Here is a 24,174-nt window from a genome sequence, read left to right as displayed (position 1 = left end):
GGCCGCCAGACCGGCGATTCGGGTGCAACAGCCGCGACAAAAATGGGCCGAACGATGCAGGAACGTTGCCGCTCGCCTCGTACAATGCCGTTCCTTCAATCGTTTCGGATCACCCGCCGTGCCAGCCGCCCTTTCCGAGTTTTCGCTGATCGAACGCTTCTTCACGCGCCGTGCCGCGCTGGGCGCCCGCGCGTCGACGCTCGGCATCGGCGACGATTGCGCGCTGATCGCGCCGCGATCCGGGAAGTTGCTGGCCATTTCGACGGATATGCTGGTGGAAGGCCGCCACTTCTTCCGCGACGTCGCGCCCGACGCGCTCGGCCACAAGACGCTCGCGGTCAATCTGTCCGATCTCGCGGCGATGGGCGCCGAGCCGCGCGCGTTCACACTGGCGTGCGCGCTGCCGCGCGCCGACGCGGCATGGCTCGAGGCCTTCAGCAACGGGCTGTTCGCGCTCGCCGAGCGCTACGGCTGCGAGCTGATCGGCGGCGACACGACGAGCGGGCCGCTGAACCTGTGCGTGACCGTGTTCGGTGAAGTCGCGCCCGACGCGGCGCTGCGGCGCGACGCCGCGCGCGACGGCGACGACGTGTGGGTGTCCGGCACGCTCGGCGATGCGCGAGCCGGCCTCGGCGTCGCCCGCGGCGAATGGACGGCGGGCGCGGACGAAGCGGCCGCGTTCCGGCGCGCGCTCGAGCGGCCCGAACCGCGCGTCGCGCTCGGCCTGGCGCTCGCGGGCGTCGCGCACGCGGCGCTCGACCTCTCCGACGGGCTCGCCGGCGACCTGCAGCACATCCTGACGCGCTCGAACGTGCGCGCCGAGATCGACGCCGACGCGGTGCCGCGTTCGGCGGCACTCGCAACGCTGCCGCCCGACGTGCAGCGCCGCTGCACGCTGGCGGGCGGCGACGACTACGAACTGTGCTTCACCGCGCCGGTCGCAGCCCGCACGGCGGTCGAAGCGGCCGGCGCAACGGCCGGCGTGCCGGTCACGCGAATCGGTACAATACGCGGGTTGTCCGCACCGTCGGCACAACCCGCCATCTCGTGGCGCGACGCCACCGGCGCGCCCCTCGCTCTCACGTTGCACGGCTTCGACCATTTCCATGCAGACTGACCCGACGCCCGCGCACGCCGCGGCCGAGACCGGCGCCGCATCCCATGCGCCGAAGCGCGCGACCGCGCGCTTCATGCTGTCGCACCCGGCGCACATCGTGTCGCTCGGCTTCGGCAGCGGGCTTGCGCCGATCATGCCCGGCACATTCGGCTCGCTGTTCGGCTGGCTCTCGTTCGTCGTGCTCAACCGCTACCTGACGGTGCCCGAATGGTGGGCGCTGATCGCGGCCGGCCTCGTGGCGGGCACGTGGATCACCGGTTTCACCGCGAGGAAGATGGGTACGTCCGATCCGGGCGCCATCGTCTGGGACGAGATCGTCGCGATCTGGCTCGTGATGCTGTTCGTCACGCCCGCGACCTTCATCGGCCAGCTGTGGGCGTTCGTCGCGTTCCGCTTCTTCGACATGCTCAAGCCGCCGCCGATCCGCTACTTCGACCGCCGCCTGACAGGCGGGCCCGGCATCATGGTCGACGACCTGGTCGCCGCGTTCATGACGCTGCTCGTGATCGCCCTGTGGCGCTCCGTCATCGGCTGACCGATTTCCCGACTCCCGTTTCCCGACGCGCATGCCAACCGATTCCGTCGTCCATCAGCTTGCGATCCGCGCAGGCAACAAGCTGCGTGACGAGCACCTCACGCTCGCCACCGCCGAATCCTGCACCGGCGGCATGATCGCCGCCGCGATCACCGACATCTCCGGCAGCAGCCAGTGGTTCGAGCGCGGCTTCGTCACGTATTCGAACCAGGCCAAGATCGAGATGATCGGCGTGCCGCCCGACCTGATCGACAAGCACGGCGCCGTCAGCGAGCCCGTCGCGCGCGCGATGGCCGAAGGCGCGCTGCGCAACAGCCGCGCGCAGGTCGCGCTGTCCGTCACCGGCATCGCGGGCCCGGCCGGCGGCAGCGAGAAGAAGCCGGTCGGCACCGTGTCGTTCGGCTGGAGCAACCGGCTGCATACCGACGTCGAGACGCTCGTGTTCAAGGGCGACCGCGAGCAGATCCGCACGCAGGCGGCCGCGCATGCGCTGCGCGGGCTGCTGAAGCTGCTCGACGAACGCGAAGGCTGATCGGGCCGGGGCGCATGACACGCCCCGCTCACCCGCTTACTGGATCGCGTCGGGTTTCACGACGATCCAGTTCTTGTCTGCCGTCACCGGCAGGCCGAGCGATTTCTGCTGCGCGGCCGATTCGTCCGACCACGCACGGATCTGCGCCATCTGCTTGTCCTTCTTGTTCACCCACACGCGCACGCCGCCGCGCGCGACGTCGGTCGCGTTCAGCAGCATGTAGCCGTCGGACGTCGGCGTGTCGCCCGCGACGAGCACCGGCTTCTTCCACTGGTCGATCCAGCCGACGATCGAGCCGAGCTTGCCTTCGTACCACGTCATCGGGTTCATCAGGAACGGCGTGATCACCAGGCTGCGGTTCGCGGCCTCGTCGTACTTGCCGGCCTTGATCTGCAGCCGCGACGTCGTCAGCGCGCCGGTTGCCGGGTTGCGCAGCAGCGTCGTCACGCCGATCACGTTCTGCGGCTTCACGTTGTAGCCGTACTTCGGGTCGGACAGCACGAGCCGCGCGAGCTCCTCGTGCGCGGCCGTCATCACGTAGACGTCGATGCCGTTCTCGCGCAGCGCGTTGTACAGCTCCTGCATCCCGCGGAAGAAACGCGGCGGATTCACCGTGCCGTCGACCACCTTGTCGCCCTGCCAGTAGCGGATCGGGATCGGCTTGCCGTCGGCGAGCATCGCATCGATGTGGCGCTTCAGGTCGGCGAGCGACTGCCCGGCGAACGCCTGCGCGATCCACGGATAGCAGACCAGATCGTCGATCTCGCACAGCCGGTAGTAATAGCTCGTCAGCGATTCCTTGTAGTCGGCGGAATCCTTGAACGGGATCAGCTTCAGCGACGGGTCGAGCGTGTCGCGCGTCAGCACGCCGTGGTTCTCGAGGTACGGCAGCAGCGATTCCTCGAGGTCGTACCGGTAGGTCGTGTTGTCGGCGTCGAACACCGCGTAGTCGCCGCGGTTCGCGTGCGCGGCGATCATCGCGTTCAGCGCCTTCGCGCTGTCGGCCGGCCAGTGCGACAGGTCCGCCGCATGGGCGAACGTCATGCACAACGACGCGGCAAGTGCGCTCAGAAGATGGCGGGACAGCTTGGGCATGGCGTCGCTCCCTTTCTTGACATTGTGATGACGGATCGATGACAAGCGGGAGCATCGCGCGACTAAATTGCAAGCATGCGATACGGAAGCGACGGGAAGTTGTCCGCGCGCGTCAATGCGGCGCACGCCGGGGAAGGCCGGTGCGCGGCCCGCGAGCGCGGGCCCGGCGAGGCAAGGCCGCCCGGGCGGGCGGCCGCCATTTCAGCGATGCGCGTTGATCGTGTCGCGCGTCTTCTGCGCGGCGAGCGCCGCGGCTTCGGCGAAATCCTCGCCCTTGCTCGCATACAGGATCGCGCGCGACGAGTTGATCATCATGCCGGTCGCGTCGGCCGTGCGGCCCGCGTTGACGGTCGCCTGCACATCGCCGCCCTGCGCGCCGATGCCGGGGATCAAGAGCGGCATGTCGCCGACGATCCCGCGCACGATCTCGATTTCCTTCGGGAACGTCGCGCCGACCACGAGGCCGAGCTGGCCGTTCTTCGCGTTCCACTTGTTCGCCGCGAGATCCGCGACGACCTGGTACAGCGGGCGGCCGCCGGTTTCCAGGAACTGCAGGTCGGAACCGCCCGGGTTCGACGTGCGGCACAGCACGATCACGCCCTTGCCTTCGTGCTCGAAGTACGGCTCGACCGAGTCGTAGCCCATGTACGGGTTCACCGTGACAGCGTCCGCGCGATAGCGCTCGAACGCTTCGCGCGCGTACTGCTCGGCCGTGCTGCCGATGTCGCCGCGCTTCGCGTCGAGGATCACGGGCATGCCCGGATGCTGGAGGTGGATGTGCGCGATCAGGCGTTCGAGCTGGTCTTCCGCGCGATGCGCGGCGAAGTAGGCGATCTGCGGTTTGAACGCGCTCGCGTACTGCGCGGTCGCGTCGACGATCTGCCGGCAGAATTCGAAGATCGCGTCGGGCTGGCCGTCGAACTGCACCGGGAAGCGCGACGGCTCGGGATCGAGGCCGACGCACAGCAGCGAATTCGTGCGCTGCCACGCGGCGCGCAGCGATTCAATGAAAGTAAGCGGGGAAGACATGGCGGGTACTCGCGGCAAACCGTTGATAGACCGCGTATTTTACCCGCGTCGCCGGCGTCCCTCGCGGGTCGCGGCATTGCTGCGCGCATCGGCGCGTTCGACGGTGAACGCGAAACGCCGCGTGAGGCGCTCGCCGGGCGCGAGCAGCGTCATCCCGTGCGCGGTCGCGCCGCCCGGCAGGTTCACCGCATTGATCGGATGATCGACCGGCTCGAAGCAGAAGAAATCCTCGCCCGGCGGCGTGTAGAGCACGTACGAATCGGCGTCCGCCGCGACGGTCAGCGACAGCCCGCGGCGCGGCCAGCTCACCGTCGCGTGGCCGCCCCAGCCGGTGAACGCATGATTGACGAGCGCGGCCGGCAGCGGATACGCGACGCCGAACTGCCAGGCCGGCGGCACGCTCACGTGCCGCACCGGCAGGAAGTCGGCGCCCGACAGCCACAGCCCGCCGGCCGCCGCGGCCAGCTCGGTCACCGGATCGCGCACGAGGAACGGATGCACGCCGAGCCCGAACGGCAGCCGCGCCCGCCCCGCGTTCTCGATCGTCAGCGCGATCGACAGCGTCGCGTCGTCGAGTTCGAACGACTGGATCGCGCGGAACGCATACGGCGCGCCGGCGGCCCGGTCGAGCGACAGTTGCAGCGACGTGCGGGTCGCATCGTCCACCTGCCACGGTGCGAGCCAGCCGTCGCCGTGGATCGGCAGCGGCTCGTCGCGGCGATTGCGCGGCACCGCGACCTTGCGCCCGTCGCATTCGAAGCGTCCGTCGCCGATCCGGTTCGAATAAGGCAGCAGCGGATAGCACGCGAGTTCGTTCGGGTCCGTCGCCGTCTCCGGGTGCTCGCAGCGGCGGAACACCGGCACCAGCGCGCCGTTGTCGCCGCGCCAGTCGAAGCGCGCGATGCCGCCGCCGAGGTGCGGCAGCACGTCGAGCCGCAACGACGCGTTCGACAGCGTGACGGCTGCCGCATGCGCGGCGCCGACACCCTGCGCGAACGCGGCCGTCTGCGGGCCGGGGCTGACCGGCTGCGCGGCAGCGGCCAGGCGCGCGCGGCGCGACTGGCTGGTGGACGACGATGCGCGCGAGGACGTGGCGGTCATGGTGAGCTCCTTTCCTTCGTCGAAGAAACGATGCAGGTCGGTGCGAACGGTCAGGCCCAGCCGCCGTCGACGATCACGTCCTGCGCGGTGATCATCCGGCTGTCGTCGGCCGCGAGAAACAGCGCCATCCGCGCGAGGTCGGCCGGCAGCAGTTCGGCGTCGATGCACTGGCCGGCCTTGATCGACGCACGGCCCGCGTCGTCGAGCCACAGCCGGCGCTGCTTGTCGGTCATCACCCAGCCGGGCACCAGCGAATTCACGCGGATGCCGAACGGGCCGAGGTCGCGCGCGAGGCCGCGCGTCAGCCCCTGCACGGCCGCCTTCGCCATCACGTAGACGGGATAGCCGCCGTTCTTCAGCATCCAGCTGATCGAGCCGAGATTGACGATCGCGCCGCCGCCCTGCTGCTTCATGTCGTCGATCACCGCTTGCGCGGCGAAGAACTGGTGGCGCAGGTTCACCGCGATGCCCGCGTCGAACGATGCGGGCGTCACGTCGCCGATCGCATGGCGCGCGTCGTTCGCCGCGTTGTTCACGAGCACCGCGATCGCGCCGATCCGTGCCCGGATCGCGTCGATCGCATGGCGCAGCGCGTCGACGTCGGTCAGGTCGCACTGGAGGAACAGCGGTGCGTGGCGCACGTGTGCGAGGCTGTCCGCCAGCGCGGCGCCGGCGGCCGCGTCGAGGTCGACGAACGCGACGCGCGCGCCCTGCGCGGCGAAGTGTTCGACGAACGCCGCGCCGATGCCGGTCGCGCCGCCCGTGATCAGCACCGCGCGATCCTCGAGGCTCGGGTAGCGTGCGTAGCGCTCGAGGCTCGTTGCGTGCGGGCCGGACGCGGAAGTATCGATGGTCATGCGGTTCGTCTCCGTGGGAACAGGTCGGGTCAGTCGCGTACGCCGCGGTTCTTCAACTGGTCGAGCAGCACGGCCGCGAGCAGGATCGCACCGCGCACGAGGTACTGGTAGAACGCGTCGATGTTCAGCAGGTTCATCACGTTCTCGACGGTGCCCATGATCAGCACGCCGATCACGACGCCCGAGATCGTCGCGCGGCCGCCCATCAGCGACACGCCGCCGAGCACGCACGCGGAGATCACGTTCAGCTCGAAGCCCTGCGCGGCATTCGGCTGGCCCGACGTGATGCGCGACGCGAGAATCACGCCCGCCAGTGCCGTCACTGCGCCCTGGATCAGGAAGATGTACACGCGCGTGCGTTCGACGTTGATCCCCGCGAGCCGCGATGCTTCCGGGTTGCCGCCGATCGCGAGCGTGTTGCGGCCGTACACGGTCTGGTTCAGCAGCACGCCGAACGCGATGAAGCACAGCAGCGTGACCCAGATCGGCAGCGACACGCCGAACAGCGACAATCCGCCGAGCGCGATGAAGGTATCCGACGACACCCCGACCGCCTGCCCTTTCGACACGATGAAGCCGAGCCCGCGCACGATCTCCATCGTCGCGAGCGTCGTGATCAGCGCGTTGATGCGCAGGTACGCGATCACCGCGCCGTTCACGAAGCCGATCGCCGCGCCGGCCGCGACCGCCGCGATGATCGCGACGAACGTGTTGTCGGTCGCGTTCAGCACCATCGCGCACAACACGCCGGAGAACGCAACGGTCGAGCCGATCGACAGGTCGAAGTCGCGCGATGCGAGACAGAACATCATCGTGCACGCGACCATGCCGATCTGCGAGATCGACAGCGCGAGGCCGAGCATGTTGTCGATCGAGAAGAAGTGATCGACGGTCAGCGACATCGTGACGAACATCACCGCGAAGATCGCGATCAGGCTGTATTCGGTCAGATGCTGCCACCACTTCTGGCGGTCGCTTTGCTGCGGAACCAGCGTGTCGGCCGTGGGCTTCACGGCGGCGCTGGCAAGGTTTTCGTTGACTTGCATGATGGTGTCTCCTGCTCCTGCATCGCGCGGCCCGCGCCGCGCGTGTTCGATTCGAATGTCGTGTATCGCGTCAGGCCGCCTCGACCGCGCTCGTCTGCGGCAGCGCGAGGTTCAGCACCGCGTGTTCGTTCGCCTGTTCGCGCGGCAGCTCGCCGGCGATCCGGCCTTCACGCATCACGACGATGCGGTCGGACACGCCGAGCACTTCCGGCAGCTCCGACGACACCATCACGATCGCGCAGCCGCGCTCCGCGAGCCGGTAGATCACGTCGTAGATCTCGTGCTTCGCGCCGACGTCGATCCCGCGCGTCGGCTCGTCGAGGATCACGACCTTCAGGTCGGGCTCCGCCAGCCAGCGCGACAGGATCGCCTTCTGCTGGTTGCCTCCCGACAGGAAGCGGATCTTCTGGCGCCGGTTCGGCGTCTTGATCTTCAGCCGCTGGATGAAGCGGTCGGCCGTTTCGCTTTCGGCCTTGCGGTTGATGAACAGCCCCGCCCGCAGCGAATGACGGCGGCAGCTGATGTTGATGTTCTCCGCCACCGACGCGATCGCGATGATCCCTTCTTCCTTGCGGTCCTCGGGACACAGCACGATGCCGTGGCGGATCGCGTCACCGGTGCGCTTCACGTCGATGCGCGCGCCGTCGAGCGTCAGCACGCCCGCGCGCCGGCGGTCGGCGCCGTACACGAGCCGCATCAGTTCGCTGCGGCCCGCGCCCACCAGCCCGAAGAAGCCGACGATCTCGCCCGCGCGCACCGAGAAACTCGCCGGTTCGCGCAGGGCATGGCCATCGACGCCTTCGGCGGAGAACCGCACGTCGCCGAGCGCGCGCGGCGCGTAATGGTAGATATCCGAAATCTCGCGCCCGACCATCTCGGCGACGAGCCGTTCGCGCGGCACGTCGCCGAGCGATTCGTGCGACGCGATCTTGCGCCCGTCGCGGAAAATCGTGCACGCATTGCAGAGCCGGTAGATCTCGTCCATCCGGTGCGAGATGTAGATCAGCGCACGGCCCTGCGCGCGCAGGTCGTCGACGAGCTTGAACAGCACCTCGGTCTCGCGATGCGACAGCGAACTGGTCGGTTCGTCGAGCGCGATCACGCGTGCATTGCGCATCAGCGCCTTGCAGATCTCGACCATCTGCCGCTGCGCGATCGACAGCCGCCCGAGCTTCGCGTCGGGATCCAGATCGACTCCCATCGCCGCGAGCCGCTCGCGCACGTAGCGCTTCGCCTCGCGCTTCCTCACCCAGCCGAACGCGTTCGGCAGGCGGCCGAGCAGCAGGTTTTCCGCGACCGTCAGGTCGGGCACGTACTGCAACTCCTGGTGAATCACCGCGATGCCGGCCGCGATCGACGCGGCCGCATTCGCGAACTGCACGGGCTGGCCGTCGACCAGCACGCTGCCCGCATCGGGCTGGTATTCGCCACCGAGAATCTTCAGCAGCGTCGACTTGCCCGCGCCGTTCTCGCCCATCAGGCCATGCACCTCGCCCGCATGCACGTCGAACGAAATGCCGTCGAGTGCGCGCACGCCGGGAAATACCTTGCCGATATTGTCAAAACGCAGTGCCGCTGACACGTCGTCTCCCCACTTCCGAATCGATCGACCGCCGGCCGCCGCATCGCCGCGGCAGCCGGCGGGCCGCTTACTTCGACGCGAGCCCCATCTCCTCGCGCACCTTCGACACGTTGTCGCGCGTCGCGAGCATGCCCGTCGTCAGCGTCAGCGGCGGCGGCGCCTTGCCCTGCGTGATCCACGTGTACATCAGGTCCGAGGTTTCCTCGCCGTGGCGCTTCGGGCTGATGATCACGGTGCCGTAGAAGCCCGTCGGCTGCGGCTTCTTGAACTCGTTCAGCGCCGAATCGGAACCGCCGATGCCGATGCCGATCATGTTGTCGGCCTTGAAGCCGCGCCCTTCGGCCGCCCGCACCGCGCCGAGCACGGCCTCGTCGTTCAGGCCGTAGGCGACCCAGTGCTTGAACTGCGGGTTCTTCGTGAGCGCGATGTTCGCCGCGTTGAATGCGTTTTCCGTGTCGGTCTTCGCCTGCGGCGCCGCGATCACGTTCGCCTTCGGGAAACCGGCGGCCACCAGCGCGTCGGTCGCGCCGCTCGTGCGGTCATGCGCGGTCGGCAGCTGCTCGAAGGTGATGTCGATCGCGCCGACGTCCTTCATGTCCCAGCCGCGCTTCTTGATCTCGGCCGCGATGCCGTCGCCGACCTGCTTGCCGATGTTGTACGCGGAAATCCCCATGTGCGGCACCGCCTCGATCGGCTTGCCCGCGCCGTCGACGAGGCGGTCGTCGACCGTCATCATCTTCAGGTTGTGCGACTTCGCCTTCGCGACGATGCCCGGCCCGAGCTTCACGTCAGGCGTGCAGATGATGAAGCCTTCCGCCTTCTGCGCGGACAGGTTGTCGATCGCGCTCATCACCTTTTCGCCGGACGGCGCGCCGATCTTCACGAGCGTGAAGCCCTTTTGCTTCGCCGCCATCTCGGCGAACTTCCACTCGTCCTGGAACCACGGCTCTTCCGGCTGCTTCACCAGGAAGCCGATCTTGACCGGGTCGGCCGCGTGCACGACCGGGCTGCCCATCACCACCGCGGCCGCAGCGGCCAGCGTTACGAACGTTCTGCGTTTCATCTCCAGTGTCTCCTTGTCTTCATCGAACAGGATGCAGCCGCTTGTTGGTTTCGACGCAGCGTGCGCGCGGCCGTCGCACGTGCGGTCTTTCGAATCGTTGCGTCAGTCGTGATACAGCGCCGCACGCCCGCCATCGACGGTGATGCATGCGGCATTGATGAACGGCGCCTCGTCGGACGCCAGGAACACGGCCGTCATCGCGACCTCCTCCGGCCGGCCGATCCGCTTCATCGGCTGCAGCGCGAGCGTCCCGGCGCGCGCGGCGGCCGGATCGGGTTGCGCGTCCCACCAGTCGCGCGTGAGCTGCGTCTCGATGTAGCCCGGCGCGATCGCGTTCACGCGCACGTTGCGCGCCGCGTATTCGATGCCGAGCGCACGCGTGAGACCCAGTACGCCGTGCTTCGCGACCGGGTACGGAAAGCAGCCCGGAATGATCCTGAAGGCGTGCGTCGACGCGATGTTCACGATGCTGCCGCGGCCGCGTTCGACCATGCCCTCGAGCGCTGCGCGGCAGCCATGCCACACGCCGTCGAGGTCGACCGCGAAGCAACGGCGCCAGTCGTCGTCGGTCATCGTCAGCGGATCGGCGAACACGTTGATGCCCGCGTTGTTCACGAGCACGTCGAGCGGGCCGAATGCCGCTTCGGTCCGCGCGAGCGCATCGCGTACCGCATCCTGCCGCGCGACGTCCGCCTGCAGCGGCAGCACGCGCGCGCCGTCGAATTCATGCGCAATCGCGGCGGCCGTGTGCTGCGCCTGCGGGAAGTCGAGATCGACGAGCGCGACGGCCGCGCCTTCGCGAACGAACGCGCGGGCGATCGCGGCGCCGATACCTCGGCCCGCGCCCGTCACCATCGCGACCTTGTCCGCGAGGCGGCCCATCATGCGGCTCCGCCGCGCGCGACGCGCAAGCCGGCCTGGAACGCGCGCGCGTTCGCCGCCGTCGTGTCGGCCGACTGGCCGGGCCGGTACAGCGCCGAGCCGAGCCCGAAGCCGTTCGCGCCGGCGCTGAGGAACGGCTCCATGTTGTCCGGCGCAATCCCGCCCACCGGGATCAGTGGCACTGCACGGTCGATCACCGCGCGCCACGCCTTCACGACCGGCACGCCGAGCTGTTCGGCCGGAAACATCTTCAGCACGTCGGCGCCGTTCGAGAGCGCCGCGAATGCTTCGGTCGGCGTCGCGACACCCGGTGCGCTCGCCAGGCCGCGCTCGCGTGCGCGGCGAATCACCGCTGCGTCGCTGTGCGGCATCACGATCAGCGCGCCGCCCGCGCCCTGCACGCGATCGACGTACTCGGCACGCAGCACGGTGCCCGCGCCGACGATCGCGTCGTCGGGCAGCGCGCGCCGCAGCGCCGCGATGCTGTCGAACGGATCCGGCGAATTGAGCGGCACCTCGACGATCCGGAAGCCGGCTTCGTACAGCGCATGGCCGTGGTCGGCCGCTTCGGCGGGCGCGATGCCGCGCATGATCGCAATCAGCGGACACGCGTCGAACGCACGCATCAGCGCGGCGTGGGGCACGTACGGCGCGGGCAAGGTCAGGTCGGACGGCATCGAGGATTCCTCTGCAAGCAGTTCATTGGTCGGCGCAGACGGGCTCGCCGTCCGCGCGCACGAGCCCGGCACGCGACGCGATCCGCCACAGGCCACGCTCGGTTGCGTGTGCGGCAACGCGCGCATGCGCATGGCCGAATTCCTGGAGCGCATCGACGTAGCGCGCGCACAAGCCGTCGTCGCCGATCAGCAGCAGCGGCTGGTCTGCGAGCGCGATGCCGCGCTCCGCGAGCATCGCGTCGAGCGCATTGAGCTCATGGCCGATCAGGAGGCCGGACAGGTAGTCGCCCTGCGCATCGGGCGCGAGCCGGTCGGTCAGGCCGAGCGTGCGCGTGCTGAAAATCGTCGCGAGCAACCCCGTGCGCTGCGCACCGCGCGCAACCGACACGCCGCGCACGAACGCCGCGCGATCGGGCGATGCGCCAGTGCGCATCGTACGGCCGAGGATCGTGTGATCGCGCAGCACCGCGAACAGCTCGCCCGTCATGAAGGTCTGGAAGCGTTCGATCAACCCGTCCTTCACCCACGCCCATTTCGCATGGGTACCCGGCAATCCGATCAGTACCCCTGAACGATCGGTGCCAAGCGTGGGATCGCTTGCGAGTGCGCCGACGATCTGCGTTTCTTCGCCGCGCATCACGTCGGGCAGTTCGCCCGTCGCAATCACGCCCGGCACGATCGAGACCGTTGCGCCGCGTGACGTCGTCACGGTGATCAGGCCCGTGACGAGCGCATCGGCGCCGGCCGGCACCGCGACGTACGGCGCCTCGCGCCAGCCCTGCGCGCTGCCGACCATCCCGGCCGCGAGCACCGGCAGGCCGGGCGTGCGGTCGAGCCAGTCGCCGCACGCTTCCTCGAACACCGCGTCGAACGCGCGCGCACCGCCGCCTGGCACGTGCATCACGCCCGCCGCGCGGCTGCGCGTGTCGAGCAACGCACCCTGCGCGTCGTACAGATACGCGCGCAGCGACGTCGTGCCCCAGTCGAGCGCGATCAGCGACGGGGAGGTGGAACTGGCATCCGGAACGGGCCGGGTCGAAGTCGTCATCGTTTGATCCTGCGGGTACCCTGCGGCGGGCTCCAGCCCAGCTCCGCGGAAATGGCTCGCGCTTCGCGCTGCACGAGCGGAATCAGTTCGTCCATCCGGTCGTGCGGCATGTACGGAATGGTGCTTGCGACCGACACCGCCGCGACGACCGCGCCCGACGCATCGCGGATCGGTGCGGCCACGCAGCGGATCGACGCCTCGTTTTCCTCGAGGTCGAACGTGTAGCCGCCGGCCGCGTAATGGGCCATGCGCTGCAGGAACGCGCTCGTCTCGGGTCGGTTGTCGGGCTTGAAATTGACGCCGGCCAGCGCGCGCCGCGCGGCCTCGAACAGCGAGCGCCACAGGTCCGGATCGAGGTCGAGCATCATCGCCTTGCCGATGCCGGTCGACGCGAGCGGCATCCGGTGGCCGACGCGCGAGCGCATCTCGAGGCCGCGCGTGCCGGGAATCTTGTCGATGTACAACACGTCGTCGCCGTCGCGCACGCCGAGATGGATCGTGTCGAGCGTCGCTTCCGCGAGCGCTTCGAGATGCGGTCGCGCCACCGCGGTGAGCGGCATCTGCTCGAGCGCGATCGTGCCGAGTTCGATCAGCTTCGGGCCCAGCAGGTAGCCGCCCTGCACCTGGCGCAGATAGCGGGCTTGCACGAGGCTGCTGACGAGACGGTGCGTCGTGCTGCGCGTCGTGCCGAGCGCGGCGCCGATCGCACGCATGTCGCGCGCGCCGTTCGCGATCGCCTCGAGGATCGCGAGGCCGCGCAGCAGCGTCTGCGTGCCGGCCTGCTGCGCGGCGAGATCGAGCGGCGTGCTGGTCGCGCCGATGCTGTCGGTCAGCGACACATCGTCCGGCGTCACGCGCCGGGCGTCGAGGGCAAGGGTGTCGGGCATCTTGGTCATGGGGCGGGCTTCTTCAACGGAATCGGTGAAGCCGCTCGCGCGGCGCCGGAACTGCGTCCGGTGCTGCGGCGTGGCGGCGGTCGATGCACCGAGTAAAGCGCCCGGCAAACTTCATGGAAGGTGTCTCCGTGTGCGACGGGCGCCGCGCGATGCGTGGGTCCGAAGCTGTCGATGTGCTTCGGATTGTAGGAGCGCACGCACTCGTCTCCAATATTTGAATGCGTTGTCCAGATAATGAGAATTCAGGGGTGATCCGCCGCGCGCTCGACTCGGCGGACGCACCATGTGCACGGGGGCGGAACCCGCCGTGTCGCAGGTTCCGCCCCCGTTTGTGCACTTCTTGTCGCGCTTACTGCTGGCTGCTCGTGCTGCGTGCCTGCATGTAGCGCTGCACGTCCGCGAACGACACGCGACCGTTGCCGCTCGCGTCGATCTGCCGGAAGTGGTTGGCGACATAGCCGAGGCCGGCCGCCCGCGCCTGCGACTCGGTGATCGAACCCGTGTTCTGCGTGTCGGCCGCGCCGAACTGCTGGGCGAGCTTGCGCACCACTTGCGCATGCAGCGCGGCGCCGGTCGTCTGCGTGCCGGCGGTCGCCTTGCGCGCGGCCGGCGGCACGTACGGATCGCCGAGCTGCGCCTGGCGCGCACGCGCCGGTGCGGCGGTGTCGCTCGCCTGCGCGAACGCGGATACGGATGCGGCTGCGCCGACGCATGCGAGCGCCGCGGCAACGACGATGAAACGATTCTTCATATCAGGCTCCAGTCTGGAATGAGGTCGTCGACGGCCAGCGGGCGGCGCCACCGAAGGCGCCCGTCGCCGGCCCGGCGCATCAGTGCGCGGCCGTGTTGTAGAACGTCACGAGGTCGGCTTTCTCCTGCGGACGCGACGTATCGTCGAGATAGACCATATGTCCGCCCTGATAGTCCTTGATCGTCAGGTTCGGTTGCGTCCCGAGCCGCGCGAGGTCGAGCTCGGTCTGGTAAAACGGCGTCGCGATGTCGTGATACCCGTTCAGCGACAGCACCTTCAGCTGCGGATTCAGCGTCAGCGCCGCGGCGAGGTCGGGGATCGTGTCGGGCATCGCGAGGCCGTCGTGCGTCCAGTCCCACGTGTTGATCGCGTTGCTGCTCAACGAGTAGGCCGACTGCGCGGTGTACTTCAGCTCGTTCGGCAGGTACTTGCCGATCGTGTCGGTGAACGGTTGCGTGATGTACGTGCTCGACGGGTCGCCGCCCGATGCAAGCGGGCTCGACACCGGCACGTTCACGCGCGCATCGTAGCGGCCGATCAGCGTGCCCGGGACCAGCGACAGCTGGAAGCTGTTGTCGAAGAAGGTCGGGATCACGTTGAAGTTCGCATTCCACAGCGACTGCTTCACGCCGGTCGCATTCGCCATCGTCGTGACGAGGTTCGGCGGCGGCGGCGTATGGCTCGCCAGGTACGCGTTCACGGCGGGCGCGTAGCTGCCGGCCGTCAGCAGGCGCATCTGGTCCGCGTACTGCGGCAGGTTCGACGGGTTCGGATTGTCGAGCTGGTAGTAGGCGCCGACGGTCCCGTACGACGGCACGAAGCCCGCGCAGCTCACCGGGCTCGATCCGTTGTTCGAGTTGCCGATGTAGTCGCTCGCCATGTCGCAGTTCGTGTTGTAGTTCAGGATCGACGATTGCAGCACGATGCCGTCGAGCTTCACGCCGGCCGTCTCGAGCAGGTTCGCGAGCACGTCGGTGCGCGGCGTGCCGTACGATTCGCCGAACAGGTATTTCGGCGAACCGGTGCGCTGGTTCACGGTCAGGTAGCGCGTGACGAAATCGCGGAACGCGCCGCCGTCCTGGTCGACGCCCCAGAACGTCTGGTTCGTGTTCGGTGCGATCGCCTCGGAGAAGCCGGTGCCGATCGCATCGACGAACACGAGGTCGGTCGTGTCGAGCAGGCTTTCCTGGTTGTCGACGAACGGGAAATTCGACGTGTTCGCGTTCGGGTCGCCCGTCTGAATCCGCCGCGGGCCGAACGAGCCGAGGTGCAGCCACACCGATGCCGAGCCCGGGCCGCCGTTGTACAGGAACGTGACGGGCCGCTTCGCCGCCGGCTGGTTGTCGGCCGTGTAGGCGACGTAGAAGAACGATGCTTCGGGTGCGCCCGTCTGCGGATTGCGCGCGACGAGGTGGCCGGCCGTCGCCGTGTAGCGGATCGTCTTGCCGTTCAGTGTGATCTGGTGATGCGTGATAGCGGCCTTTTCAACCGCGGCGGAGGCGTCGAGCGACGCGTTCGCGCTCGACGAATAGCTGTTCGGATCGTTGTATGCCCTGTCCACCTGACCGGCGGGATCGGCTGAATTGTCGGCGCTCGCAGCGGCGGACGATGTCACGTCGTCGTTGCAGGCCGTCAGAATCAGCGAAGAAAACACCACTCCCAACAACAGCTTCGCTTTGCTCGCTGGCATCGTTGCGTTCCTTCTTTCGGATGTTTTTTGTGTCGAGCAGCCGGATAAGCCACCCCCCGCCTCGATTGCGGCCGACAAGCCGAGGCGCTGGCCAATATACGCGAGCGAGTCAGCTTTGAAAAATTTTGAAATATTTGGCGGGCAGACGGTGCGGCGCACACCTTTCAGGAATGCTTCGATTCGCGAAACGTTGCATTTCACATCGCTTTCATCGACTTTCGCGTTTACCCGGAAAAACTAAAAATGCGCGGATTTCGCGCCATATCGTCCAGGAAAATCGCACGGCTACCCGCATTGCTCAGCAAAGCGAAATAGACGGATTCGTCTAAAGGATGTGGCCCGAAATGCGTTCGACACGAATGCGCTGCAGCGCAGCAATGCCGCACGGGCGGCGCAACGGACAATGCGACGGCGCGGGCGCGGGCGCGCCGTTCATTCGGATTGCGGAAGTTCGGCTGCGCCCATCCGGCGCGCGATGACCGCCGCGCGCTGCGCCTGATAGGCCGAGCCGCGATGCGCGTCGAACCAGCGCGGCTTCGGCAGCATCACCGCGAGACGCGCCGACTGCCATGCGCCGAGCCGGCTCGCGGGAATCTTGTAGTAATAGCGGGCGGCCGCCTCGGCGCCGTACACGCCGCGGCCCCATTCGACCGAATTCAGGTAGATCTCGAAGATGCGCTCCTTGTCGAGCACCGCTTCGAGCATCCAGGTGATGATCAGCTCCTGCCCCTTGCGGATGTAGCTCTTCTCGCGCGACAGGAACAGGTTGCGCGCGAGCTGCTGCGTGATCGTCGAGCCGCCCGCGACGATCTTGCCGCGCGCCTTGTTCTTCTCCCACGCCTGCAGGATCGCGTCGACGTCGTAGCCGTTGTTGGTCGCGAAGGTCGAGTCCTCGGACGCGATCAGCGCACGCTTCAGGTTGCGCGAGATCTGGTCGTACGGCACCCACTGGTGCTGGATCTGCGCGGGCGGCGTGGCGCGCGACAGCCACCACGCGTCGGTGCGCATGAACGCGGTCGAGCCCGGGTTCACGAACGACCACAACGCGATCTGCGCGAGATAGAACAGCTGCGTCGCGAGCCACGCGCCCGCGAACACCGATCCCGCATAGACGATCCAGCGAGCGAGGCTCACCGATCGCGTGCGCTGCTGCGTGCCGCTCACCGCCACCACGTGCCGCGCTCCGGTCAGCTCGCCGCGAGCGCCTGGCGCAGCGCGGCCAGCACCGGTGCGCCGTCCGGACGCACGCCGCGCCAGATGAAGAACGACTCCGCCGCCTGCTCGACGAGCATCCCGAGCCCGTCGGCCGTGCGCGCGCCGAGCGACGCCGCATGCTGCATGAACACGGTCGGCTGCGCGCCGTACATCATGTCGTACGCGAGCGTACCCGCGCCGAACGCGGCCGCGTCGCATTCCGGCAGCGCAGCGTCGAGGCTGCCGGCCGTCGCATTGATCACCACGTCGTACGGCTCCGCGCGCACCACGTCGGGACCGCCGCCCGCGAGCGTGCAGCCCGCATCGTGCGCGGCCTGCATGAACTGGCCGACGAGCGCTTCGGCCTTGCTCGCGGTGCGGTTCACGATTCCGATCGACAGCGGCGCGCGGTCGAGCAGCGGCAGCACGACGCCGCGCGCCGCACCGCCCGCGCCGAGCAGCAGGATGCGTGCGCCCGCGAGCGACACGCCGAGATTCGCTTCGATGTCGCGCACGAGGCCGACGCCATCGGTGTTGTCGCCGTGGATGCGGCCGTCGGCATCGATGCGCAGCGTGTTCACCGCGCCTGCCGCCGCCGCGCGCGGCGACAGCGTGTCGGCCAGCGCATGCGCGTCGAGCTTGAACGGCACCGTCACGTTGGCGCCGCGGCCGCCTTCGGCGACGAACGCGCGCACGGCCGCTTCAAACCCGTCGACCGGCGCGAGCCGGTGCGCGTACTCGATCGGCTCGCCCGTCTGCGCGGCGAACTGCGCGTGGATGAACGGCGACTTGCTGTGCGCCACCGGGTTGCCGAACACGACATAGCGGTCGGCGCCGCTCGTCGACGCAATCGCGTTCATGATGCGCGCCCCTCTTCGCTGTCGTTACCGCCCGCGGCTTCGCCGCCCGCACCTGCGTCCGCGCTGTCGGCCTCGGCCAGTGCTTCCGCCTCGGTTTCCGCCGACGCGTCTTCCGCATCGACCAGCGTGTCGTCGCCGCCTTCGGCGTCATCCTCTTCCTCGGCCGCGTCGCCGCTCGTCACGGTCGGCGCATCGAGCACGTTCAGCAGACGCACCGACGCCTCGATCGTCAGCTCGTCGAGCGACATCACGTCGAGCAGCACGCGCGTGCCGCGCGCATGCACGCCGAGCCCCGGCACGTGCAGCAGCAGCGGAATTTCCTCGAGGCGCACGAGATCGCCCTTCACGACGCTCGCGACGACGTGCTTCTTCTGCTCCTGCGCGAGCCAGCGCAGGCACCAGAAGTACTCCATCCGGCGCTGGTAGTCGGCGTAGGCCGTGTACGTATCGTCGAAGCCCTGCACGACCGCGTACAAGTCGGCGTCCTTCGGCTTGAACGGCGCGGCAAGCTTCGCGGTGACGCCGTGCTGCACGCACGCGAGCAGCTGCCATTGGTTCACGAGGTCGACGTAGCGGCGCAGCGGCGACGTGCTCCACGCGTACTGCGGCACGCCGAGGCCTTCGTGCGGCGCGGCCGTCGTCTGCATCCGCGTGCGCTTCGGGCCCGGCGCGCCGAAGCCGCGCTGCGAGCGGTAGATGCCCGGCACCGTGTGGTCGTGCAGGAACGCGCCCCAGGTCGAGTTCGCGAGAATCGCGAGCTCCGACACGATCAGGTCGAGCGGCGACCCGCGGCGGCGCGGCGTGATCGACACGTGCTCGCCTTCGACGTAGAAGTTGTAGTCGGTGTTGCGCTGCACCTCGCGCTTCAGGCCGTAGCCCGCGCGCGCGACCTGGCGCTTCTCGAACAGCGCCTGCGCGAGCGGCCACAGCACGGCGATGTCGTCCTTGTGCGGATAGTCGCCGGTGCCGGCTGCGAGCGTCTCTTCGTTGACGAGCTCGTCCAGCGTGTTGTGGCGCAGGTTGTTCTTCACGAACACGAGCTCGGCGCGCGTCTCGTTCGCGACGATGTCCTGCGTCTCGCGGTTGACGATGATGTACAGCGACAGCGCCGGGCGGTAGTCGCCCTCTTTCAGCGTGAACACGTCGACGACGTCGTCCGGCAGCATCGTGATCTTGTCGCCCGGCATGTAGACGGTCGACAGGCGCGTGCGCGCGATCGCATCGACCGCGTCGCCGCGCACGATGCCGAGCGCCGGCGCCGCGATGTGCACGCCGATCCGCACACGGCCGTCCGACAGGTGCTCGACCGAGAATGCGTCGTCGATTTCGGTCGTCGTGATGTCGTCGATCGAGAACGCCTCGACGTCCGCGCGCGGCAGATCGTCCGGCAGCGCGCCGACCGTGACGGACGGAAAGCCCGTGCCGTGCGGGAAGAATTCCGCGAGGAAGCGCGCTTCGTGCAGCGCACGCGGCGACGCTATGCCGCCGCAGTCGAGCATCAGCCGCGCCGGCGACACGCCGCGCGCGCCGGCCGCCGCTTCCATCGCCTTGTATTCGATCGCGTTCTTGTCCGGCCGCGTCAGCAGCCCGAGCACCTTGCCCGCGAACGCCTCCGGCAGCTTGCCGGCCTTCAGTTCCTCTTCATACTGCACCTGCACCAGCGCCTGCTGGCGCTTGCGCTCGAGCGACGCGAGCGCCATCTTGAGCTGCTCTTCCGGCGCGCGCTGGTACTGGCCGCGCCCCTTGCGGCGGAAGTAGACGGGCGAGCCGTGCAGCCGCAGCACCAGCGCCGCGCGCTCGACCGGGCCGTACGTCGCGCCGAAGTACTCGGCGGCCAGCGCCGTATACGCAAACTCGTCGGCCGGCGCGCATTCCCACAGGAAATCCAGGTCGATCTGCTGCGCGGCCGTGTCGGCCTCCTGCATCAGCTCGCCCGCGGCCGGCTTCTCGAATTCGATCAACACGTCTTTCGCGCGCACCTTCGCCCGCCGCCCGCCGGGCAACTCGACCTGAAATGCATCGCCCTGGCGCGACAGCACGCTGCCCGCCTTGAAACTGCCCGATTCCTCGAAGAAAACGTTCACTCAGTACTCTCGTTCAGACTGCCCGGCGCCGCATCGGCGGCACCGCATGATGATGGGAATTCAATCGGCACACGGCCGGTTTATGACGTCTTTCCGTCGCAAAAGGCGAGAACGTCGTCGACATAGTCGGCAAATTCGCTGATCCCGTGATCGCTGCCTTCGATCACGCGCGTTTTCGCGCCCGGGTAATGGGCCAGCATTTCGCGGTAATCGAGCACTTCGTCACCGGTCGCCGCGAACAGATAGTAGCGTTCGGCACGCGCAACGCGTCAAGCTCGTGCAGGTGATGACGCTCGACGACGATCGTGCCGCCGCCGTGCCACAGCGGCTGTTCGCCGAGATGCTGCTCGAGATCGCGCTGCGGCACGATGGCCGGATTCAGCAGTACGGCCTTCCAGCCATGCTTTTCGGCCAGCCACGTCGCGTAATAGCCGCCGAGCGAGCTGCCGACGACGGTCACGTCGCGCGCACCGGCCACCTCGGCCTCCGCGACCGCGATCGCTTCGAGCGGCGACACCGACAGCGACGGGCACCGCCACTCGCCGGTGCGGCCGAGTTCGGCCATGCGGGCGGCGAGCAGCCGCGACTTCTGCGATTCCGGCGACGACCGGAAGCCGTGCAGATACAGGATCACGTGCGGCTCCCGAGCGCGTCGAGCAGCTTCTGGTGCACGCCGCCGAAGCCGCCGTTGCTCATCACGAGCACGTGGTCGCCCGGACGCGCGGCCTCGACCACCGCCTTCACCAGCAGATGCAGATCGTCGAACGCGCGGGCACGGTCGCCAAGCGGCGCCAGCGCCTCGGCAAGATTCCAGCCGAGCGCGTCGCGCCCCGCCGGCGCGCCGTAGCCGAACACGAGATCGGCGTCGGCGAGGCTCGCCGGCAATTGCGACTTCATCACGCCGAGCTTCATCGTGTTCGAGCGCGGCTCGAGTACGGCAAGGATGCGGGCATTCTGGCTGCCGATGCGTGCACGAAGGCCGGCGATCGTGGTTTCGATCGCGGTCGGATGATGCGCAAAGTCGTCGTAGACGGTCACGCCGTCGACGCTGCCGCGCACTTCCATCCGGCGCTTCACGTTGCGGAACGACGCGAGCGATTCGGCAGCCTGCGCGGGCGGCACGCCGACGTGGCGCGCAGCGGCGATCGCCGCGAGCGCGTTCATCCGGTTGTGATCGCCCTGCACCTGCCACGCGACTTCGCCGACGCGCCCGGCCTGCGAGTACACCGCGAAGCGCTCGTCGACCGGTACGCCGTCCTCGGCCGGCAGCGCCTGCCAGCCGCCGTCGACGCCGAAGCGTTCGACCTCGCTCCAGCAGCCGCGCGCCAGCACGCGCTCGAGCGCGTCCGAGCGGCCGTTCGTGACGATCCGGCCGACCCCGGGCACGGTGCGCACGAGATGATGGAATTGCGTCTCGATCGCGGCGAGATCCGGGAAGATGTCGGCGTGATCGAATTCAAGGTTGTTCAGCACCGCGGTACGCGGCCGGTAGTGGACGAACTTCGAGCGCTTGTCGAAGAACGCGGTGTCGTACTCGTCGGCCTCGATCACGAAGAAGCTCGAATCGGTGAGCCGCGCCGACACGCCGAAGTTCAGCGGCACGCCGCCGATCAGGAAACCCGGGTTCAGGCCCGCGTCTTCCAGCAGCCAGGCGAGCATCGACGACGTGGTCGTCTTGCCGTGCGTGCCCGCGACCGCGAGCACCCATTTACCGGCCAGCACGTGCTCGCCGAGCCACTGCGGGCCCGACACGTACGGCAGGCCGCGATCGAGGATCGCTTCCATCAGCGGGTTGCCGCGCGTGACGACGTTGCCGATCACGAACAGGTCCGGTTTCAGGTCGATCTGGTCGGCGCCGTAGCCCTCGATCAGCGTGATGCCCTGCGCCTCGAGCTGCGTGCTCATCGGCGGATAGACGCCCGCGTCGCAACCCGTCACCGTGTGGCCCGCCTCGCGCGCGAGTACGGCGAGACCGCCCATGAAGGTGCCGCAGATGCCAAGAATGTGGATGTGCATAGATGAATGCTTTCGCGCCGCCGGGCGCCGTCGATTCGGAAAGGATGCGTGTGCGTCGCGCCGGACAGGCCGTGCGGCCGGCGCCCGGCCAACGGCTTTTGCCGCGACACAAAGATGGCTATTGTAACTGACGGCCTGCGCTGCCCGGCGGCCCGAACGATGCGGGCGAACGCCACCCGCGCGCCGGGCGGCAGCCCGCCGTACCCGCGCTCGGGCGCTTCGGCGATCGAGTATGATTGCCGGATCATGTCTCGCAAATCCCTTCTCGACCCGCGGCGCGTCCGCGAGGAAATCGCCCAGTCCGCCGCCCGCCTGATCGCGGAGGACGGCCTCGACTACGCCGGCGCGAAACGCAAAGCCGCGCGCCAGTTGCTGGGCGATTCCCGCATTGCCGGCGAATGGCTGCCGGATAACGACCAGATCGAGGAAGAACTGCGCGAGTACCTCGTGCTGTTCCAGAGCGATACGCAGCCGGACGAACTGCGCCGCCTGCGCGAAATCGCGCTCGACTGGATGCGCCGGCTCGCGGAGTTCCATCCTTATGTGACGGGCGCCGTGCTGAACGGCACCGCGAACGCGCATTCGGATATCCATTTGCAGGCATTCACCGACAACCCGAAGGATGTCGCCATCTACCTGCTGAACCAGAACGTCCAGTACGACGTGTCCGAGACGCGGCACTTCGCGGGTCGCGCCGACGTCGAGACGCTCAGTTTCCTGTGGCGCCCGCGGCGCGACATGGACGCAATCGGCATCCACCTCGCGCTCTATGCGAGCGACGACCTGCGCGGCGCGGTCAAGGCCGATGCACGCGGCCGTGTCGCCCGCGCGGATGCCGCGACGCTGCGCGCGCTCGTCGAAGCAGGCAAGGCCCCTTCCGAACCGGAATGATTCAACGATGATGATGAAACGCATGTTGGCGCTCGCGGTCGTCGCGGCCGCCGCCGTTGCCGGCGGGCTCACCGCCGGCCATTGGTTCCGTGGCAGTGCCGACGACGGCGTCGCCGTCGCCGCGCCCGCCGCGCAGGGCAACCCGGTCGACCAGCTGTGGGCCGCATCGCTGACGGGCACCGACGGCAAGCCCGTCACGCTCGCCGCCTTCAAGGGCCAGAAGGTCGTCGTCAACTTCTGGGCATCGTGGTGCGGCCCGTGCGTCGAAGAAATGCCCGAGCTCGTTGCGCTGTCGCATCAATACAAGCAGAAAGGCATCCGTTTCGTCGGGATCGGCGTTGATTCCGAACAGAACGTGAAGAACTTTCTGCAGAAGGTGAAGGTCGACTATCCGGTTTTCGTCAGCGGATATGCGGGCGCCGATCTGGCCCGTAATTTCGGAAATACCGCCGGCGCATTGCCGTTCACGGTCGTCATCGACGAAACCGGCAAGATTCGCGAGACAAAATTGGGACAAATCCAGCCGGCCGAGCTGAAAAAGACGCTCGACGCGCTGTAACCTGCCCGAACGGCGGCCCGCACGTTGGCGGCGATTTGCGGGTCGATCACCGCAATTTCGCGTGAATTCGCCGATACTTTGCCGGCGCGCCGGTAATTCTTGCAGATTCGCCGCCGCTGGCCGTTCGGCAAAACTAGACAAATTTCTCTAAATAGCGCTAAAGTTCGCGCAATTCCGCAGAAATAGAAGCGACCATGACACGATTGCTGGTGCTGCACGGCCCCAACCTGAACCTTCTCGGCACCCGGGAACCGGAGGTGTACGGCCGCGTCACGCTCGCGCAGATCGATCAGGCGCTTGCCGCGCGCGCCCGGGAAGCCGGCGCCGAACTGTCGTCGTTCCAGAGCAACCATGAAGGCGCACTGGTCGACCGCATCCAGGCGGCGCGGGAGGAACAGACCGATTTCATCCTGATCAATCCGGCCGCATATACGCACACGAGCGTTGCGATCCGGGACGCGATCGCCGGCGTTGGCATCCCGTTCGTCGAGGTTCACTTGTCGAACGTGCATCGCCGCGAAGCGTTCAGGCACCACTCCTACTTTTCCGACCAGGCCGAAGGCGTGATCTGCGGGCTCGGATGGAAAGGTTATCTGTACGCGCTCGAGTACGCGCTGGACAAGCTGCAAGGCACGTCGCGCGGCTGATTTCGCGATCTAGATTCAGCGC

At 68.1% G+C, this 24,174-nt stretch carries 23 protein-coding genes and 1 pseudogene; 6 read left to right on the top strand and 18 right to left on the bottom strand.

Annotated features, from left to right (window positions below; genetic code table 11):
- The first annotated feature begins 118 nt into the window (after positions 1-118).
- From thiL to OHZ10_RS02950, 3 genes are read left to right on the top strand one after another with little or no spacing between them, the layout of a single operon-like run.
- Positions 119-1,117 carry a thiamine-phosphate kinase gene (gene thiL, locus OHZ10_RS02960; RefSeq protein WP_340623787.1) on the top strand — a complete coding sequence of 333 codons (999 nt, stop codon included), beginning with the start codon at positions 119-121 and terminating at the stop codon, positions 1,115-1,117.
- Positions 1,107-1,652 carry a phosphatidylglycerophosphatase A family protein gene (locus OHZ10_RS02955; protein ID WP_059236208.1) on the top strand — a complete coding sequence of 182 codons (546 nt, stop codon included), beginning with the start codon at positions 1,107-1,109 and terminating at the stop codon, positions 1,650-1,652. The genes thiL and OHZ10_RS02955 overlap by 11 nt, the downstream gene beginning before the upstream one ends.
- A gap of 31 nt (positions 1,653-1,683) precedes the next feature.
- Complete coding sequence (locus tag OHZ10_RS02950; RefSeq protein WP_034186407.1) at positions 1,684-2,184, top strand: CinA family protein; 501 nt, start codon at positions 1,684-1,686, stop codon at positions 2,182-2,184.
- A 36-nt stretch (positions 2,185-2,220) separates the two neighbouring features.
- Here OHZ10_RS02950 and OHZ10_RS02945 read toward each other — a convergent pair whose 3' ends face one another.
- The 18 genes and pseudogenes from OHZ10_RS02945 to mpl all read right to left on the bottom strand — a co-directional run bounded on the left by OHZ10_RS02945 (position 2,221) and on the right by mpl (position 22,055).
- Positions 2,221-3,279, bottom strand: coding sequence for a haloacid dehalogenase-like hydrolase (locus tag OHZ10_RS02945; protein ID WP_174993282.1), 1,059 nt, complete (start codon positions 3,277-3,279; stop codon positions 2,221-2,223).
- 201 nt (positions 3,280-3,480) lie between these two features.
- Entirely contained in the window at positions 3,481-4,308 is an 828-nt protein-coding gene (gene pyrF, locus OHZ10_RS02940; protein ID WP_342703565.1) for an orotidine-5'-phosphate decarboxylase, read from the bottom strand.
- A gap of 39 nt (positions 4,309-4,347) precedes the next feature.
- The gene (locus OHZ10_RS02935) at positions 4,348-5,409 is read right to left on the bottom strand and encodes an aldose 1-epimerase (protein ID WP_256085550.1); all 1,062 of its coding nucleotides are present in this window, start codon (positions 5,407-5,409) and stop codon (positions 4,348-4,350) included.
- A gap of 50 nt (positions 5,410-5,459) precedes the next feature.
- Positions 5,460-6,266, bottom strand: coding sequence for an SDR family NAD(P)-dependent oxidoreductase (locus OHZ10_RS02930; protein WP_174993283.1), 807 nt, complete (start codon positions 6,264-6,266; stop codon positions 5,460-5,462).
- A 29-nt stretch (positions 6,267-6,295) separates the two neighbouring features.
- Positions 6,296-7,312 carry an L-arabinose ABC transporter permease AraH gene (gene araH, locus OHZ10_RS02925; protein ID WP_059236219.1) on the bottom strand — a complete coding sequence of 339 codons (1,017 nt, stop codon included), beginning with the start codon at positions 7,310-7,312 and terminating at the stop codon, positions 6,296-6,298.
- Positions 7,313-7,382: 70 nt separating this feature from the next.
- Positions 7,383-8,894 (bottom strand): L-arabinose ABC transporter ATP-binding protein AraG, encoded by a 1,512-nt coding sequence (gene araG / locus OHZ10_RS02920; RefSeq protein WP_059236221.1) that lies wholly within the window; start codon positions 8,892-8,894, stop codon positions 7,383-7,385.
- A gap of 67 nt (positions 8,895-8,961) precedes the next feature.
- Entirely contained in the window at positions 8,962-9,957 is a 996-nt protein-coding gene (locus OHZ10_RS02915) for an arabinose ABC transporter substrate-binding protein (protein WP_059236223.1), read from the bottom strand.
- Between the two features lie 102 nt (positions 9,958-10,059).
- Positions 10,060-10,839, bottom strand: a complete 780-nt coding sequence (locus tag OHZ10_RS02910) for an SDR family oxidoreductase (protein WP_174993303.1) — start codon at positions 10,837-10,839, stop codon at positions 10,060-10,062.
- Positions 10,839-11,516 carry a 2-dehydro-3-deoxy-6-phosphogalactonate aldolase gene (locus OHZ10_RS02905; RefSeq protein WP_342703563.1) on the bottom strand — a complete coding sequence of 226 codons (678 nt, stop codon included), beginning with the start codon at positions 11,514-11,516 and terminating at the stop codon, positions 10,839-10,841. The genes OHZ10_RS02910 and OHZ10_RS02905 overlap by 1 nt, the downstream gene beginning before the upstream one ends.
- A gap of 22 nt (positions 11,517-11,538) precedes the next feature.
- The gene (locus OHZ10_RS02900) at positions 11,539-12,564 is read right to left on the bottom strand and encodes a 2-dehydro-3-deoxygalactonokinase (RefSeq protein ID WP_342703561.1); all 1,026 of its coding nucleotides are present in this window, start codon (positions 12,562-12,564) and stop codon (positions 11,539-11,541) included.
- Positions 12,561-13,460, bottom strand: a complete 900-nt coding sequence (locus OHZ10_RS02895; RefSeq protein ID WP_059236230.1) for an IclR family transcriptional regulator — start codon at positions 13,458-13,460, stop codon at positions 12,561-12,563. Before OHZ10_RS02895 ends, OHZ10_RS02900 begins: the two co-directional genes overlap by 4 nt.
- Before the next feature lie 349 nt (positions 13,461-13,809).
- A complete protein-coding gene (locus OHZ10_RS02890) occupies positions 13,810-14,211 on the bottom strand; it encodes an EF-hand domain-containing protein (protein WP_059236232.1) in 402 nt (133 codons plus the stop codon).
- Positions 14,212-14,290: 79 nt separating this feature from the next.
- Positions 14,291-15,901, bottom strand: a complete 1,611-nt coding sequence (locus OHZ10_RS02885; RefSeq protein ID WP_342703559.1) for a S10 family peptidase — start codon at positions 15,899-15,901, stop codon at positions 14,291-14,293.
- A gap of 432 nt (positions 15,902-16,333) precedes the next feature.
- Positions 16,334-17,074, bottom strand: a complete 741-nt coding sequence (mtgA, locus tag OHZ10_RS02880; RefSeq protein WP_059236236.1) for a monofunctional biosynthetic peptidoglycan transglycosylase — start codon at positions 17,072-17,074, stop codon at positions 16,334-16,336.
- 14 nt (positions 17,075-17,088) lie between these two features.
- Complete coding sequence (aroE, locus tag OHZ10_RS02875) at positions 17,089-17,955, bottom strand: shikimate dehydrogenase (RefSeq protein WP_059236238.1); 867 nt, start codon at positions 17,953-17,955, stop codon at positions 17,089-17,091.
- The gene (locus OHZ10_RS02870) at positions 17,952-20,039 is read right to left on the bottom strand and encodes an RNB domain-containing ribonuclease (RefSeq protein ID WP_059236240.1); all 2,088 of its coding nucleotides are present in this window, start codon (positions 20,037-20,039) and stop codon (positions 17,952-17,954) included. The genes aroE and OHZ10_RS02870 overlap by 4 nt, the downstream gene beginning before the upstream one ends.
- An 80-nt stretch (positions 20,040-20,119) precedes the next feature.
- A pseudogene (locus tag OHZ10_RS02865) lies at positions 20,120-20,673 on the bottom strand (YqiA/YcfP family alpha/beta fold hydrolase).
- Complete coding sequence (mpl, locus tag OHZ10_RS02860; RefSeq protein ID WP_059236244.1) at positions 20,670-22,055, bottom strand: UDP-N-acetylmuramate:L-alanyl-gamma-D-glutamyl-meso-diaminopimelate ligase; 1,386 nt, start codon at positions 22,053-22,055, stop codon at positions 20,670-20,672. Before mpl ends, OHZ10_RS02865 begins: the two are co-directional and overlap by 4 nt.
- Positions 22,056-22,301: 246 nt before the next feature.
- Here mpl and OHZ10_RS02855 point away from each other — a divergent pair, with 246 nt between their 5' ends.
- From OHZ10_RS02855 to aroQ, 3 genes are all read left to right on the top strand, one after another.
- Positions 22,302-22,946 carry a hypothetical protein gene (locus tag OHZ10_RS02855; RefSeq protein ID WP_059236917.1) on the top strand — a complete coding sequence of 215 codons (645 nt, stop codon included), beginning with the start codon at positions 22,302-22,304 and terminating at the stop codon, positions 22,944-22,946.
- A 7-nt stretch (positions 22,947-22,953) separates the two neighbouring features.
- Positions 22,954-23,505 carry a TlpA family protein disulfide reductase gene (locus tag OHZ10_RS02850; protein WP_059236246.1) on the top strand — a complete coding sequence of 184 codons (552 nt, stop codon included), beginning with the start codon at positions 22,954-22,956 and terminating at the stop codon, positions 23,503-23,505.
- Between the two features lie 194 nt (positions 23,506-23,699).
- Positions 23,700-24,152, top strand: coding sequence for a type II 3-dehydroquinate dehydratase (aroQ, locus tag OHZ10_RS02845; protein ID WP_011350880.1), 453 nt, complete (start codon positions 23,700-23,702; stop codon positions 24,150-24,152).
- The last annotated feature ends 22 nt before the right edge of the window (positions 24,153-24,174 follow it).

The organism is Burkholderia arboris (assembly GCF_038723655.1).
Taxonomy (GTDB): Bacteria; Pseudomonadota; Gammaproteobacteria; order Burkholderiales; family Burkholderiaceae; genus Burkholderia; species Burkholderia arboris.
Note: the sequence above shows the minus strand (reverse complement) of the source record. Positions and strands in the feature narration are given on the sequence as shown.

Coding starts and splice junctions, on each gene's coding strand:
- OHZ10_RS02895 (WP_059236230.1), bottom strand. CDS start 13,460: ATGACCAAGATGCCCGACACCCTTGCCCTCGACGCCCGGCGCGTGACG.
- OHZ10_RS02905 (WP_342703563.1), bottom strand. CDS start 11,516: ATGCCGTCCGACCTGACCTTGCCCGCGCCGTACGTGCCCCACGCCGCG.
- OHZ10_RS02935 (WP_256085550.1), bottom strand. CDS start 5,409: ATGACCGCCACGTCCTCGCGCGCATCGTCGTCCACCAGCCAGTCGCGC.
- OHZ10_RS02950 (WP_034186407.1), top strand. CDS start 1,684: ATGCCAACCGATTCCGTCGTCCATCAGCTTGCGATCCGCGCAGGCAAC.
- OHZ10_RS02900 (WP_342703561.1), bottom strand. CDS start 12,564: ATGACGACTTCGACCCGGCCCGTTCCGGATGCCAGTTCCACCTCCCCG.
- OHZ10_RS02890 (WP_059236232.1), bottom strand. CDS start 14,211: ATGAAGAATCGTTTCATCGTCGTTGCCGCGGCGCTCGCATGCGTCGGC.
- aroE (WP_059236238.1), bottom strand. CDS start 17,955: ATGAACGCGATTGCGTCGACGAGCGGCGCCGACCGCTATGTCGTGTTC.
- araH (WP_059236219.1), bottom strand. CDS start 7,312: ATGCAAGTCAACGAAAACCTTGCCAGCGCCGCCGTGAAGCCCACGGCC.
- OHZ10_RS02930 (WP_174993283.1), bottom strand. CDS start 6,266: ATGACCATCGATACTTCCGCGTCCGGCCCGCACGCAACGAGCCTCGAG.
- OHZ10_RS02850 (WP_059236246.1), top strand. CDS start 22,954: ATGATGATGAAACGCATGTTGGCGCTCGCGGTCGTCGCGGCCGCCGCC.
- OHZ10_RS02945 (WP_174993282.1), bottom strand. CDS start 3,279: ATGCCCAAGCTGTCCCGCCATCTTCTGAGCGCACTTGCCGCGTCGTTG.
- OHZ10_RS02915 (WP_059236223.1), bottom strand. CDS start 9,957: ATGAAACGCAGAACGTTCGTAACGCTGGCCGCTGCGGCCGCGGTGGTG.
- pyrF (WP_342703565.1), bottom strand. CDS start 4,308: ATGTCTTCCCCGCTTACTTTCATTGAATCGCTGCGCGCCGCGTGGCAG.
- OHZ10_RS02955 (WP_059236208.1), top strand. CDS start 1,107: ATGCAGACTGACCCGACGCCCGCGCACGCCGCGGCCGAGACCGGCGCC.
- aroQ (WP_011350880.1), top strand. CDS start 23,700: ATGACACGATTGCTGGTGCTGCACGGCCCCAACCTGAACCTTCTCGGC.
- OHZ10_RS02910 (WP_174993303.1), bottom strand. CDS start 10,839: ATGGGCCGCCTCGCGGACAAGGTCGCGATGGTGACGGGCGCGGGCCGA.
- mpl (WP_059236244.1), bottom strand. CDS start 22,055: ATGCACATCCACATTCTTGGCATCTGCGGCACCTTCATGGGCGGTCTC.
- OHZ10_RS02855 (WP_059236917.1), top strand. CDS start 22,302: ATGTCTCGCAAATCCCTTCTCGACCCGCGGCGCGTCCGCGAGGAAATC.
- OHZ10_RS02885 (WP_342703559.1), bottom strand. CDS start 15,901: ATGCCAGCGAGCAAAGCGAAGCTGTTGTTGGGAGTGGTGTTTTCTTCG.